The 12,846-nt window shown below is 60.9% G+C and carries 13 protein-coding genes; 7 read left to right on the forward strand and 6 right to left on the reverse strand.

Features of this window, described 5'->3' with window-relative positions:
* Position 1: 1 nt before the first annotated feature.
* The 3 genes from CFU_RS15555 to cysT are packed head-to-tail and all read right to left on the reverse strand — an operon-like array spanning position 2 to position 2,934.
* Positions 2 to 1,096 carry a sulfate/molybdate ABC transporter ATP-binding protein gene (locus CFU_RS15555; protein WP_014006989.1) on the reverse strand — a complete coding sequence of 365 codons (1,095 nt, stop codon included), beginning with the start codon at positions 1,094 to 1,096 and terminating at the stop codon, positions 2 to 4.
* Positions 1,093 to 2,052: a sulfate ABC transporter permease subunit CysW gene (gene cysW / locus CFU_RS15560; protein WP_014006990.1), complete on the reverse strand. Its 960-nt coding sequence runs from the start codon at positions 2,050 to 2,052 to the stop codon at positions 1,093 to 1,095. Before cysW ends, CFU_RS15555 begins: the two co-directional genes overlap by 4 nt.
* Positions 2,053 to 2,061: 9 nt before the next feature.
* Positions 2,062 to 2,934, reverse strand: coding sequence for a sulfate ABC transporter permease subunit CysT (gene cysT / locus CFU_RS15565; protein ID WP_014006991.1), 873 nt, complete (start codon positions 2,932 to 2,934; stop codon positions 2,062 to 2,064).
* 385 nt (positions 2,935 to 3,319) lie between these two features.
* Here cysT and CFU_RS15570 point away from each other — a divergent pair, with 385 nt between their 5' ends.
* The 5 genes from CFU_RS15570 (at position 3,320) to CFU_RS15590 (ending at position 6,973) form a co-directional block, all read left to right on the forward strand.
* Positions 3,320 to 3,643, forward strand: coding sequence for a hypothetical protein (locus CFU_RS15570; RefSeq protein ID WP_041742163.1), 324 nt, complete (start codon positions 3,320 to 3,322; stop codon positions 3,641 to 3,643).
* A gap of 39 nt (positions 3,644 to 3,682) precedes the next feature.
* The gene (locus CFU_RS15575; protein WP_041742164.1) at positions 3,683 to 3,973 is read left to right on the forward strand and encodes a hypothetical protein; all 291 of its coding nucleotides are present in this window, start codon (positions 3,683 to 3,685) and stop codon (positions 3,971 to 3,973) included.
* A gap of 80 nt (positions 3,974 to 4,053) precedes the next feature.
* Complete coding sequence (locus CFU_RS15580) at positions 4,054 to 5,439, forward strand: sensor histidine kinase (RefSeq protein WP_041742165.1); 1,386 nt, start codon at positions 4,054 to 4,056, stop codon at positions 5,437 to 5,439.
* A 38-nt stretch (positions 5,440 to 5,477) separates the two neighbouring features.
* Entirely contained in the window at positions 5,478 to 6,200 is a 723-nt protein-coding gene (locus CFU_RS15585) for a head GIN domain-containing protein (RefSeq protein ID WP_014006995.1), read from the forward strand.
* Positions 6,201 to 6,220: 20 nt separating this feature from the next.
* Entirely contained in the window at positions 6,221 to 6,973 is a 753-nt protein-coding gene (locus CFU_RS15590) for a LytR/AlgR family response regulator transcription factor (RefSeq protein WP_014006996.1), read from the forward strand.
* 11 nt (positions 6,974 to 6,984) lie between these two features.
* Here the strand turns inward: CFU_RS15590 and CFU_RS15595 are convergent, their stop codons facing one another.
* Complete coding sequence (locus CFU_RS15595; RefSeq protein ID WP_014006997.1) at positions 6,985 to 7,680, reverse strand: GntR family transcriptional regulator; 696 nt, start codon at positions 7,678 to 7,680, stop codon at positions 6,985 to 6,987.
* 123 nt (positions 7,681 to 7,803) lie between these two features.
* The gene (gene dctA, locus CFU_RS15600; protein ID WP_425304705.1) at positions 7,804 to 9,081 is read right to left on the reverse strand and encodes a C4-dicarboxylate transporter DctA; all 1,278 of its coding nucleotides are present in this window, start codon (positions 9,079 to 9,081) and stop codon (positions 7,804 to 7,806) included.
* Between the two features lie 240 nt (positions 9,082 to 9,321).
* On the opposite strand from dctA, the gene CFU_RS15605 reads away from it, so the two are divergent.
* Both CFU_RS15605 and CFU_RS15610 read left to right on the forward strand, forming a co-directional pair.
* On the forward strand, positions 9,322 to 10,569 hold the full coding sequence (locus CFU_RS15605) for an allantoate amidohydrolase (RefSeq protein ID WP_014006999.1): 1,248 nt from the start codon (positions 9,322 to 9,324) through the stop codon (positions 10,567 to 10,569).
* Between the two features lie 31 nt (positions 10,570 to 10,600).
* Positions 10,601 to 12,232 carry an HAL/PAL/TAL family ammonia-lyase gene (locus CFU_RS15610; RefSeq protein ID WP_041742166.1) on the forward strand — a complete coding sequence of 544 codons (1,632 nt, stop codon included), beginning with the start codon at positions 10,601 to 10,603 and terminating at the stop codon, positions 12,230 to 12,232.
* A 21-nt stretch (positions 12,233 to 12,253) separates the two neighbouring features.
* Here the strand turns inward: CFU_RS15610 and CFU_RS15615 are convergent, their stop codons facing one another.
* Complete coding sequence (locus CFU_RS15615) at positions 12,254 to 12,844, reverse strand: RBBP9/YdeN family alpha/beta hydrolase (protein ID WP_041742167.1); 591 nt, start codon at positions 12,842 to 12,844, stop codon at positions 12,254 to 12,256.
* Between the last annotated feature and the right edge of the window lie 2 nt (positions 12,845 to 12,846).

Below are 12,846 nucleotides of genomic sequence, written 5' to 3' on the forward strand. Positions count from 1 at the left end.
CTTACCTTACCGAGTTTGCTTGCTGATCGACGAACACCTGCAGGCGGCGCGGACGCACCACCAGGGTTTCGCCATCTTTCAAATCGAGCTGCTTGAAGCGCTCGCTGGAAATCACCGCTTCGATCAGGCCGTTATCCGCACCTTCGGCGCCGTCGCTGCGCTCCAGTTCCAGCTGCGCCAGCGGTCCGATGGCATGGGCGCGGCGCAGCTGCACCACGATGCCTTCGGCGCCGGCGCTGTAGCGGTCGATTTCGAGGTCGTGTGGCCGCACGTAGCCGATGCCTTGCGCGTCCTGCGCCGCAGCGTGTTCCGGCGCCTCGAAACTGGCGCCGCCGGTATCCAGCACACCCTGGTGCACGCGGCCGTGGAACAGGTTGACGTTGCCGAGGAAACCGTAGACGAAAGGCGAAGCCGGATTCTCATAGACTTGCTGCGGCGCGCCTACCTGCTCCACATTGCCCTTGTTCATCAGCACGATCTGGTCCGCCACTTCCAGCGCTTCTTCCTGGTCGTGGGTCACGAAAATGCTGGTGACATGCAATTCGTCGTGCAGGCGCCGCAGCCAGCGCCGCAATTCCTTGCGCACCTTGGCGTCGAGCGCGCCGAACGGTTCGTCCAGCAGCAGCACGCGCGGTTCCACCGCCAATGCCCGCGCCAGTGCGATGCGCTGGCGCTGGCCGCCTGACAATTGCGGCGGATAACGGTCTGCCAGCCAGTCCAGCTGCACCAGTTCCAGCAAACTGGTCACTTTTTCCCGGATCGCGCTGTCGCTTGGACGCTGAGCGCGCGGCTTGACGCGCAGGCCGAAGGCGATGTTTTCAAATACGGTCATGTGCTTGAACAGCGCATAGTGCTGGAACACGAAACCGACCTGGCGCTCGCGCACATGGCGCGAAGAAGCGTCTTCGCCTTCCAGCAGGACCTGGCCGCTGTCCTGCGCTTCGAGGCCGGCGATGATGCGCAGCAAAGTGGTCTTGCCGCAGCCCGAGGGGCCCAGCAGCGCAGTCAGCTCGCCCGTGGGAAATTCCAGCGACACATTGTTCAGTGCGACAAACTCACCGAAGCGCTTGTTGATGTTGCTTACCTGGATGCTCATGTCAGCTCCTGTTGATGCGCGGCGTTATGGACGTTGTGCGGCAGTACCGTTTCACGCAAACGCCATTCGATGAAGGATTTCAGCGCCAGGGTCAGCAGCGCCAGGAACGCCAGCAGCGAAGCCACCGCAAATGCTGCCTGGAAGTTGTATTCGTTATAGAGAATCTCGACCTGCAAAGGGATGGTATTGGTCTCGCCGCGGATGTGGCCGGACACCACCGACACCGCGCCGAACTCGCCCATGGCGCGCGCATTGCACAAGATCACGCCATACAGCAGGCCCCACTTGATATTCGGCAGGGTCACGTAGCGGAAAGTCTTCCAGCCGGAAGCGCCCAGCACCAGCGCCGCTTCCTCTTCCTCGCTGCCCTGCGCCTGCATCAGGGGGATCAGTTCGCGGGCGACGAAGGGAAAGGTGACGAACACCGTCGCCAGCACGATGCCCGGCACCGCAAACAGGATCTTGATGTCGTGCTCGCGCAGCCACGGGCCGAACCAGCCCTGGGCGCCGAACAACAGCACATAAATCAGGCCGGAAATCACCGGCGACACCGAAAACGGCAGGTCGATCAGCGTCAGCAGGATATTCTTGCCGCGGAATTCGAACTTGGCGATGGTCCATGAGGCGGCGACGCCGAACACCAGGTTGAGCGGCACCGCAATCGCGGCGGTCAGCAAGGTCAGCTTGATGGCGCTGATCGCATCCGGCTCGATGATGGCCGCGAGATACGCTTCCCAGCCCTTCTTGAAGGCTTCGGCAAATACCGACAGCAGCGGCACCACCAGAAACAGGGCCAGGAACAGCAGCGCCACTGTCATCAACAATGTACGGACCCAGAGCGGCTCGAGGATGGCGTTGGGTACATGGACCGGTTCGCCCCTGGCCTGCGGCCTGGCGGCGGGCGCGGTGGGCGCCGGAGTGACGGCTGGGTCAAAATTGCTGGCGGTTGCGCTCACGTCCGGCTCCTAGACTTTGACCGACTGGCCGCGCTTGCGGGTCCAGGCTTGCAGTACGTTGATCGCCAGCAGCAGCAGGAACGACACTGTCAGCATCACCACCGCAATCGCGGTGGCGCCGGCATAGTCGTATTGCTCCAGCTTGGTAATGATGAACAAGGGGGTGATCTCCGACACCATCGGCATATTGCCGGCGATGAAGATGACCGAGCCGTACTCGCCGGTGGCGCGCGCAAAGGACAGCGCAAAACCGGTCAGCAGGGCCGGGAATACTGTTGGGAAAATTACCCTGGTAAAAGTCTGCCAATGATTGGCGCCCAGGCTGGCGGCCGCTTCTTCCAGTTCCTTCTCGGCATCTTCCAGCACCGGCTGCACGGTGCGCACCACAAACGGCAAGCCGATGAAAGTCAGCGCTACTAATATACCCAGCGGTGTAAAAGCGACCTTGATGCCCAGCGGCTCCAAATACTGGCCGATCCAGCCGTTAGTGGAATACAGCGCAGTCAGGGCGATGCCGGCCACCGCGGTCGGCAGCGCAAACGGCAGGTCGACCAGGGCATCGATCAACTTCTTGCCGGGGAACTGGTAACGCACCAGCACCCAGGCCACGATGCCGCCGAAAATCGCATTCAGCAGCGCCGCCAGCAAGGAAGTGCCGAAAGTCAGGCGATAGGAGGCCATCACCCGCGGCGAAGTGACCGCGGTGACAAAGCCATCCCAACTCAGCGTGAAGGTCTTGAGGAACACCGCCGACAAGGGGATCAGTACGATCAGGGCCAGGTAAAACAGGGTAAACCCCAGCGACAGGCGAAATCCGGGCATCACGCGAAACGGCGCGGCGGGCCTGATAAGACCTGGTTGGGCAAGTGCGGCGGCTGTCATGCATCGTCCTCTTATTACAAATACGGCTAAAGAACAACGATAATCTCACCGGTTTGTTATAAAGAGAACGAACTTTTTTGCATGTGCATAGAATCGATTTGCATAAGGGAAATAGCGAATTTGCCGTCCGGCACTCAAGTTACATGACTTTAAAGCAATGAAAAACATGCTCCAGACGGCCTGACATAGAGCCATTCCCGAGCCGTATCCCCAAAAGCCACGCAAATCCGCTACAGCTCAGGCGCGCTTTTTTGTATTCTGTTCCGCCATTTCTGCAGATTGTCGCAAGCAGCTGGCGACTTGCCCTGCCCCTCCCTAAAGTGACGACATGCAACAACGTTTGCCACCTACCAGCCACTTAGTTAGCCACTTGAGGAGAATACAAATGAACACAGCACGCCAAGCACTGATCGCCATCCTGTCCATCGCCACCCTGGCCGGCAGCGTCGCCCCGGCACAAGCAGCACCGCAGCAAACCGAAGTCTCGACACTGGCAACCATCACCATCGTCGGCAAGCGTCCAAGCCACCCAGAGTTCCTGCAAACCGTGACCATTGTCGCCAAGCGCCTGACTCCGCAAGAAAAGCTGGCCATGGCGCAGGAAGAAGGCTGCCTGCCTACCATCACCATCGTCGGCAAACGCCTGAACCGTGAGCAAAAGTCGGTCCTGGCGCAGCAAGAAGCCAGCCGCAAGAAAACTGTCATCTAACCAGCCGTCAAGTCGCAGTTCCATATCAGGAGATTGCAAATGAACACCACGTCTAAATTACTGGTCGCCGCCACGCTGTTAGCGACCCTGAGCATGAGCATCAGCCCGGCCATGGCGACAGCGCCGGCCAAGAAAGCCGCAGCGCAAGCGCAGTCGGAAGACATCCCTCTGCTGATGCCGCCCATTGTGATTATCGGCAAACGCATGACGCCGGAGGAAAAAATGGCTTTTACACAGCAGCAGCAACAGCAGCGCATACAGGCCATGAAAAAGGTGGTCCGCAAGAAAGCCGAATCAAGCGCCTCGCCGGCGCTGAGCGCAGCCCTGTAGAAAAACGGCCAGACTGCCGTGTCCGTTCCGTTTAAAATGGCGACAACTTAGCTGAGTTGCCGCAAAATTGGCCCCACTCCATGAATCCTGATTCGTACGCCACATTAAAAAAAAATGCATCCATTGCCTCGGTCTACCTGTCGCGAGGTTTCGACAAAATAGCCAGCTGGGTAACGCAGCTCTCGTGGTGGAAGTTCCTGTTGTTTGCAGCGCTGGTGCTGGCAGCCGCCGGTATTTTGCAAGAGACCTTGTTTTCCTCCAATGAACTGGTGATTGAAAAAGTCAGCCAGCATTCGAGCAAGCCGCCCAAGCGCAACAAAGGCAATACCGATATCCGCATCGACGACACCGGCGTCCATATAAAAACCGGTACTTATACCTACGATGGCGATGGCGACAGCGCGATGACATCGAAGTCTCCCGCTGCATCGGCACCGGCAGCGGCGGCCGCCGCTGACGCCGCCGACGCCCATGATGAAGACAGCGTACCGAAAACCCCGCCCGTGCCACCGGCACCGTCGGCGGCCCCAGCGGCCCCGGCGGCACCTGCGCCGGCTGCACCCAACGCCGCCAGCCTGAGCCTGAGCCTGCCGCCGGAAGCGACCGCGGATGTCAACCAGGCGATCAACGACGCTGTCGCCGCGATCCATGAAGCGGCCGCCGAAAAAGCCGAGCAGCAGGTGGCCCGCTACCAGAAGAAATCGTCGGAATGGTTTGTGAATTTTGTGCTGCTGCTGCTGATCGGCCTGTTCGGCACCAAGGCCCTGATGGGTGGCAAGAAGCGCGCCGAAGCCCGCGCCAAAGCCGCCAATGCCGCCGCCGAGCATGCCAACCTGCAGCGCGAAGTATCGGAAGCCAAGATGCAGATGATCCAGGCCCAGGTGGAGCCGCATTTCCTGTTCAACACCCTGGCCTCGGTCGACTACTTGATCGAAACCGATCCGCCGCGCGCCTCAGCCATGCAGAAACGTCTGATTCAGTACCTGCGTGCGGTATTGCCGCAAATGCGGGAAACCTCCACCGTCACCACGCTGGGACGCGAAGTCGACATCGTGCGGGCTTACCTGGACTTGCTGAAGATGCGCATGGAAGAACGCCTGCACATCGACCTGCAGGTGCCGGAAGGATTGCGCAGCGCGGCTTTCCCGCCGATGATGCTGCAGTCGCTGGTGGAAAACGCCATCAAGCACGGCCTGGAACGCAAGGCCGACGGCGGCTACTTGCGCATCAAGGCGGAAGTAGCCGACAATAAGCTGCGCGTCAGCGTCACTGATGACGGCCTCGGTTTCGGCGCCTTCCCCAGCGACGGCACCGGGCTGGGATTGCAAAGCATCCGCGAACGCCTCAAACTATTGCACGGCGCCGCGGCGCAACTGGAGATTGCGCCCAACAGCCCGAGCGGTGTATGTTCAACCATAGAGGTGCCGTACCAGGTAGTCGGCGCCAGTAAGGCCAAGCCTCAATAAATCTATCCGGCAGGCTAGGAAGCAACAGGAAATATAATATGAAATCGATCCCGCGTTTTGCGTTTGTCCTTGCACTGGCCGCTGCAGCCATGGTTCCCTTGCTCAGCAGCAGCGACAGCATGGCCGCCGACACAGTCAAGACGGAGCGCCCGGTAAACAGCTTCCAGCAGCTGGAGGTGATGGATGCGGTCAACGTATACCTGACCCAGGGGCCGGCCAAACCGGTGGTGATCGAAGCCGAGAGTGGCGTCGCTTCAAAGGTCGAGCTGGAGAACAGCGGTTCGACGCTGAAGATCTATTTCGGCGGCCATTCGTTTTTCAGCAGCCGCCACAACGTCAATGTCTATATCACGGCGCCCGACGTCAGCAGCCTGGGCATTTTCGGCTCCGGCGATCTCAAGATCATCGGCAAACTCAGCTCAAAAGACAGCATCAGGATTTCCATCTCCGGCTCCGGCAATGTCAGCGGCGAATTGAACAGCCCCACTGTCACTGCTTCCATCGCCGGCGCCGGCGACATCAAAGTCAGGGGCAAGACCCGCGACCTGAAGGTGTCGATTGCCGGCAGCGGCGACTACGACGGTTTTGACCTGATGGCGGAAAACACCAGCGTCTCGATCGTCGGCAGCGGCGATGCGCATGTCTACGCCAGCAAGAACCTGAGGGTCTCGACTGCCGGTTCCGGCGATGTCACGTATGGTGGCGACCCGGAAGTGCATACCAGTATCATGGGTTCGGGCTCAGTCAAGAAAAAACGTTGAATCCATATTAGAATCCACTCATGCCTACAGCTATCATTGCCGATGACGAACGTCTGATGCGCGACCAGATCCGCCTGCGCCTGAGCCAGGCCTGGCCGGAACTGGAAATTCTCGGCGAAGCCAAGAACGGCGACGAAGCGATAGAACTGGTCGACCAGCTGCAGCCCGACTTCACCTTTCTCGACATCCGCATGCCCGGCAAGACGGGGCTGCAGGCGGCGCAGGAAATCGGCGGCAAAAGCCACATCGTATTCATCACCGCTTACGACGAATATGCCATCCAGGCCTTCGAACAAGGTGCGGTCGACTACATCCTGAAGCCGGCCGAAGCCGAACGGCTGCGCCTGACCGTGGTCCGCCTCAAGGCCCGGCTGAGTTCAGCGCCGACCGACATGAGTTCGATGCTGACCCAGCTCGCCAAGCAGATGGGGATCGCCACCAAACCGGTCTACCTGCAATGGATACAGGCCAGCATCGGCCAGCAGCTGCGCCTGATCCCGGTGCAGGAAATCCTGTTCTTCCGTTCCGATGAAAAATACACCAGCGTCCAGACCGCCGGCTACGAAGCGCTGATCCGCAAGCCGGTGCGCGACCTGGCGGAAGAACTCGATCCCGACCTGTTCTGGCAGATCCACCGCGCCACGCTGGTCAACGTCAACGCCATCGACGGCATCACGCGCGACATGCGCGGCCGCCACCAGGTGCTGATCAAGGGACATACCGAAAAACTGGAAGTGAGCCGCAGCTTCATCCATCTGTTCAAGCAGATGTAAGGAAAGAGGGCCTAGGCCAGCAGCGCCTTGACAAAATCCTTCTTGCCGCCCGGCGGCGGTATCTCGAATTGCAAGGCCGATTCCACGTGGTGCAAGTGATGCTGCATCAGCTGCACCGCCTTTTCGGTATCGCCTGCCTTCGCCGCCTGCAGGAATTCCACATGCTCGTCCGATGAACAGGCAGCGTCCCGGGTCGACTGGTACAGCATGGTGATCAGCGAACTGCGGCCGGCCAGCTTGGTCAGGACGTCGGTCAAGACCTGGTTGCCTACCGTGCGCGCCAGCAGGATGTGGAAATCGCTCAGCAGCCTGGAGCGGACCTGCGGATTTTCCTTGGATAGCGCCTCGCGCTCCTGCTGTAGATGCTGCTCCAGCAATTCGTAGTCGGCAGCAGTGGCCTTGGCCACGAATTCGCGCACCAGCGCCGTCTCAAGCACCCGCCGCACGAAAAATATCTGGCGCGCCTCCTCTTCGGTCGGCCGGCTCACGAACGCGCCCTTGTCGGGCACCAGGTCGATCAGCTTGTCTTTCGCCAGCATCACCAGCGCCGCCCTGATCTTGGTGCGGCTCACGGAATACAGGCGCGCCAGGGCTTCTTCCCTCAATTTGGTGCCGGGCGGCAGGCGCTGCTCGGCAATCGCGGTCGTGATGTCGGCCGCAATATCGTCAGAACTGTCGGCGCCGGATGGGCTGGAAGACAGGCTCATGTTATCGATTTCCTTGGAGCGTTGTTCTAAAGATCAAAATTGTACTTGCAAATGCGGCGCCTTCAAAAAATAAGAATCTTGCGCGCCCGGCCGCCGGCGGCGCCGGGCGCACCGCTTGGCTGCCTACAGCGGCCGGCTTTCGGCGGCGATTTGCAGGTTCGCTGCTTCAAGTCCCTCTTCTTTGGCGGCCGGACGGGCGCCGTTCAAGACTGCATGCGCGCGTACTTTGTCGATATCTTTTTCCCACACCGCCACCACCACCGTCGCTACGCAGTTGCCCAGCAGGTTGCCGAGCGCGCGTGCAATGCCCATGAACCAGTCGACCGACAGCACCAGCACCAGGCCCACCACCGGGATCGCCGGGATGGCGGACAAGGTGGCGGCCAGGATCACGATCGCCGAACCTGGCACGCCATGCGCGCCCTTGGAAGTAATCAGGGCCACCGCCAGGATCGCCAGCAGGTCGGTCAGCGCCAGCGGCGTGTTGGTGGCCTGCGCAATGAATACGGCGGCCAGGGTCAGGTAGATAGAGAAGGCGTCGAGGTTGAACGAGTAGCCGGTCGGGATCACCAGGCCCACGGTGGAGTCCTTGATGCCCATGTATTCCAGCTTGCGCATGACTTGCGGCAGCACGCTGTCCGATGAGGCGGTGGCCAGCACCACTAGCAGTTCGGCGCGCAGGTACTTGATCAGCTTGAAGATGCTGAAACCCGCCAGCCGCAGGATGGTGCCCAGGATCGCAAACACGAACACCACCACGGCGAAGAAATACAGCAGCACCAGGAAACTCAGCTGCTGCAGGGAACCGACGCCGTATTTGCCGACGGTGAAGGCAATCGCGCCGAACACGCCCAGCGGCGCTAGCCTGATGATGAACGACATGCACTTGAAAAACGCTTCCGACATGCTGTGCACGACGGTAACGATAGGCGCCGCCTTGTCGCCGATCAGCGACAGGGCCGAACCGAAAATGATGGAGAACAGCAGCACCTGCAGCACATCGCCGGAAGTAAACGCGCTGACCACGGTATTCGGGATGATTTTCATCACGAAATCGGCAAAGCTGCTGCCCCTGACCTTGTTGGCGGTTTCCACGTAACTCGACAGCGCATTGGCGTCCAGCGTATCGGGATTGATGTTCATGCCGACGCCCGGATGGAATACAAAAGCCAGCAGCAGGCCCAGCACCAGCGCGACCGTGGTCACCACTTCAAAATAGATCAGCGCCTTGAGCCCTACCCGGCCGACCTTCTTCAACTCGCCGGCGCCGTAGATGCCTTGCACCACGACACAGAACACGATCATCGGGATGATCATCTTGACCAGCTTGATGAAGCCGTCGCCCAAGGGTTTCAGGCTTTCTCCGAATTTCGGGAACAGCACTCCTACCGCGATTCCCATGACAAGTGCTATCAGCACCTGGCCAAACAGTGATTTATAAAAGCGCCGCACGTTTGTCTCCTAATTGTTTTGTTTGGTTTATACCAATTTATAGGTCTGGATGCGCTTCGATTCGAGCTGACAAAAGCAGCGCCCCGGATTCAATATAATGCATTCACTTATTGTATGCAATAATTGAATTCAAGAGTATTATCCAAAAAAACCAAGAAAAACCCGTGAATCGACAGCAAGGAGACACATATGAATTGCAATACGGAAACACAGACTGCTTGCGGCGACCAGATCATGCGCTGGGCAGACGAGCTGGCGCAGTTCAGCGAAGCGCCCGACATGCTGACCCGCACCTACCTGACTAGCGCCCACCACGGCGCGGCGGCGCAGCTGGCGGAATGGATGTGCGCGGCCGGCATGAGCGTGCGGCGCGACATGGCCGGCAATGTCATCGGCCGCTACGAAGGCTTGACCGCGGATGCGCCCGCGCTGCTGACCGGCTCGCATTTCGATACGGTGCGCAACGGCGGCAAATACGACGGCAACCTCGGCATCCTGCTGCCGATCGCCTGCGTCCAGCAATGGCATGCCGCCGGCAAGCGCTTCCCTTTCGCCATCGAAGTCATCGGCTTTGCCGAAGAAGAAGGCGTGCGCTTCAAAGCCACCCTGCTCGGCAGCCGCGCCGCCGCCGGCACCTTCGACCTGGCGGTGCTGGATAACCTGGACGAAGCCGGGCAAAGCATGCGCGACGTCATGGCCGCGTCCGGCTTTCACGCCGCTGGCCTGGGCAAGGCGGCATATGCACCGGAAACCGTGCTGGCGTTTATCGAAGTGCATATCGAGCAAGGGCCGGTGCTGCTCAACCAGCAGCTGCCGCTGGGCGTGGTGACCGCCATCTCCGGCGCTTCGCGCTTCATGGTGGAGATCGAAGGCCTGGCCGGCCATGCCGGCACCGTGCCGATGGACATGCGGCGCGACGCCGCCATGGCGGCAGCGGAAATCGGCCTGTATATAGAGCAGCGCTGCCATGGTACGCGTGGCCTGGTCGGCACTGTCGGCCAGTTCAATGTGCCGAACGGCGCCGCCAACGTGGTGCCGGGCAAGGCGGTGTTCTCGATCGACATCCGCGCCGAACAGGATGAGACAAGGCAAGCAGCAGTAGCCGATGTGCTGGACAGGATCGAACAGATCAGCCAGCGCCGCAATGTCGCGGTCCGCAGCCGCAAGACCCACGAAGCCTCCAGCGTGCCCTGCGCGCCGTGGCTGCAACAGCAGCTGGCGGCGGCGATTGAAAGCAGTGGATTGAGCGCCAGGCGCCTGCCGTCCGGCGCCGGCCACGACGCCATGGCGATGGCCGCCATCACCGATGTGGCGATGCTGTTCGTGCGCTGCGGCAACGGCGGCATCAGCCATCACCCGGACGAAATCATGACAGCCGGCGACGCCGCCCTCGCCGCCCTGGCGTTCAGCCGCTTTGTCGACAATTTTAAACGCTAATCTACAACGTTAATCTACTTTGGACTTCAACATGACTACTACCACCATCACCATCGACGGCTTCAACCTGACTGCGCAGCAAGTGGTCGAAGTCGCCCGCGCACCGCACCTGCCGGTGGCCCTGGCCGACACCTCGCGCGCCGCCCTGAAAGAAAGCCGCGACTACATCGAAGCGACCTGGATGCACGATGAAGCGCCGATGATGTACAGCTTCAACACCGGCGTCGGCCTGTTAAAGGACACCCGGATCAAGGTCGAACACATCGAACTGTTCCAGACCCAGTTGATCAAGGCCCACTGCGCCGGCATCGGCGAACCGTTCTCGGAAGAAGTTAGCCGCGCCACCATGCTGTTGCGCGCCAACGCCTTCGCCAGCAACTATTCGGCGCCGCGGGTGGAAGTGGTGGATCGCCTGCTCGCTTTCCTCAATGCCGGCATCCATCCGATCATGCCGCAGAAGGGTTCGGTCGGCGCTTCCGGCGATCTGGCGCCGTTGTCCTACCTGGCGGCAGCGATTGCCGGTTTCGATGAAGCCGAAGTGATGTACCAGGGCCAGCGCATGCGTGCGCCTGAGGCGATCACCAAGTCTGGCGTCGGTCCGGTCAAGTTTGACTTGAAGGCGAAGGACGCCTCGGCCCTGATCAATGGCTGCACCGCCTCGCTGGCGGTGGCGGTATTGGTGGCCCACGATGCGCGCAACCTGCTGAGCGATGCCTGTTTATCGCTGGGCCTGACGCTGGAAGCGATGCGCGCCGAAATGGCGGCGTTCGACCACCGTATCCAGCAAGCGCGTCCGCACGCCGGCCAGATCAAGACCGCCGCCATCATCCGCAAGCTGCTGTCGGGATCGACCCGCACCACGCATGAAGCGCGCGCCGTGCAGTTTCCGGAAGAACTGCGCCGCACCGATATTCCCTACACCGCCCGTATCCAGGACGTCTATTCGCTGCGCTGCTCGCCGCAAGTCTACGGCCCGGTGTTCGATGCCCTTGACTACATCGACAACATTGTCGACAAGGAAATCAACTCCGCCACCGACAATCCGCTGATCTTCGATAAAGAAGGCGGCGGCTTCGAGATCATCTCCGGCGGCAATTTCCACGGCCAGTACCTGGCGCAGGCGATGGACTTGCTGGCCATGGCGATCACCGACCTCGGCAGCATCTGCGAGCGCCGCGTGGCGCGCCTGATCGATCCGACCCTGTCGTGGGGTCTGCCGCGCAACCTGATGAGCGGCGTGCGCGGCGTCAATACCGGCTATCCGGTGGTGCAATGTTCGCTCAGCTCGCTGGTGATGGAAAACCGCACCCTGTGCATGCCGGGCAGCGTCGACAGCATCCCGGCCAAGGGCAATAGCGAAGACCACGTCTCGAACTCGACCTGGTGCGCACGCAAGGCGGCCACCGTAGTGGCGAACACGCAATACATCATCGGTGTCGAGATGCTGCTGGCGGCGCAGGCCTTGACCATGACGGAAGATTTGCTGCCCGGTTTCGTGCTGGGTCAAGGCACGCAAGCGGCGTACCAGGAAATCCGCCGCCAGATTCCGGCCTGCCTGGAAGGCGACCGCTGGTTCCACAACGATATCGCGGTGGCGCAATCGTTTGTGGTGAGCGGTTCGGTGCGTAATGCGGTGGTCGAGAAGATCGGCGAGTTTGCCTGACGCATTCATCTGACTGCTTGGCTAGCGGCTAGCCGTGGAACGCACCGTATCGCGCACATCGTTTCCCTGGACATGCTCCGCCGACAGCGTCACCAGGCGCTGCAGCAGCGACTGGCCGTACAGCCAGTCGCCCAGGTTGGATTCTGCGTTGATATGTCCCAGCGCGCCGGCATCGATATATTCCGCGCCCCAGACCTTGGCCCAATGGCGCGCGCGCCGGCTTTCCATCCACGGGTCGTTCAGGCTGCCGACCACGATCGCCGGCACCGGCAGGCGGCCGCTGACGGCAGCGCTGACATCGAATTTATCGGGATCGGCCGGCGCCACCAGCAGCGCGCCGGCCAGGTTCGGAACCTGGTTCAAGGCGCCGTGCACCGTGGTCAGGCAGCCAAAGCTGTGGGCAATCGCCAGCGTCGGCTGTGCCGATTTCTGCAGCTGCTGCCGCAAATGCTCCGACCAGACTTCCAGCACCGGCGCATCCCAGCGCGCCTGTTCCACCCGCTCAAAACTGGGATAGAGCCGCTGCCAGCGCGATTGCCAATGCTGCGGGCTGCTGTTGTACAGTCCTGGCACCACCAGCACGCGGAACGACGACAGCGCGGCCATGACCATGA

It is taken from the genome of Collimonas fungivorans Ter331, assembly GCF_000221045.1.
Taxonomy (GTDB): Bacteria; Pseudomonadota; Gammaproteobacteria; order Burkholderiales; family Burkholderiaceae_D; genus Collimonas; species Collimonas fungivorans_A.

Coding starts and splice junctions, on each gene's coding strand:
- CFU_RS15575 (WP_041742164.1), top strand. CDS start 3,683: ATGAACACCACGTCTAAATTACTGGTCGCCGCCACGCTGTTAGCGACC.
- CFU_RS15610 (WP_041742166.1), top strand. CDS start 10,601: ATGACTACTACCACCATCACCATCGACGGCTTCAACCTGACTGCGCAG.
- CFU_RS15555 (WP_014006989.1), bottom strand. CDS start 1,096: ATGAGCATCCAGGTAAGCAACATCAACAAGCGCTTCGGTGAGTTTGTC.
- CFU_RS15585 (WP_014006995.1), top strand. CDS start 5,478: ATGAAATCGATCCCGCGTTTTGCGTTTGTCCTTGCACTGGCCGCTGCA.
- dctA (WP_425304705.1), bottom strand. CDS start 9,081: ATGGGAATCGCGGTAGGAGTGCTGTTCCCGAAATTCGGAGAAAGCCTG.
- CFU_RS15615 (WP_041742167.1), bottom strand. CDS start 12,844: ATGGTCATGGCCGCGCTGTCGTCGTTCCGCGTGCTGGTGGTGCCAGGA.
- cysT (WP_014006991.1), bottom strand. CDS start 2,934: ATGACAGCCGCCGCACTTGCCCAACCAGGTCTTATCAGGCCCGCCGCG.
- CFU_RS15570 (WP_041742163.1), top strand. CDS start 3,320: ATGAACACAGCACGCCAAGCACTGATCGCCATCCTGTCCATCGCCACC.
- CFU_RS15580 (WP_041742165.1), top strand. CDS start 4,054: ATGAATCCTGATTCGTACGCCACATTAAAAAAAAATGCATCCATTGCC.
- CFU_RS15605 (WP_014006999.1), top strand. CDS start 9,322: ATGAATTGCAATACGGAAACACAGACTGCTTGCGGCGACCAGATCATG.
- CFU_RS15590 (WP_014006996.1), top strand. CDS start 6,221: ATGCCTACAGCTATCATTGCCGATGACGAACGTCTGATGCGCGACCAG.
- CFU_RS15595 (WP_014006997.1), bottom strand. CDS start 7,680: ATGAGCCTGTCTTCCAGCCCATCCGGCGCCGACAGTTCTGACGATATT.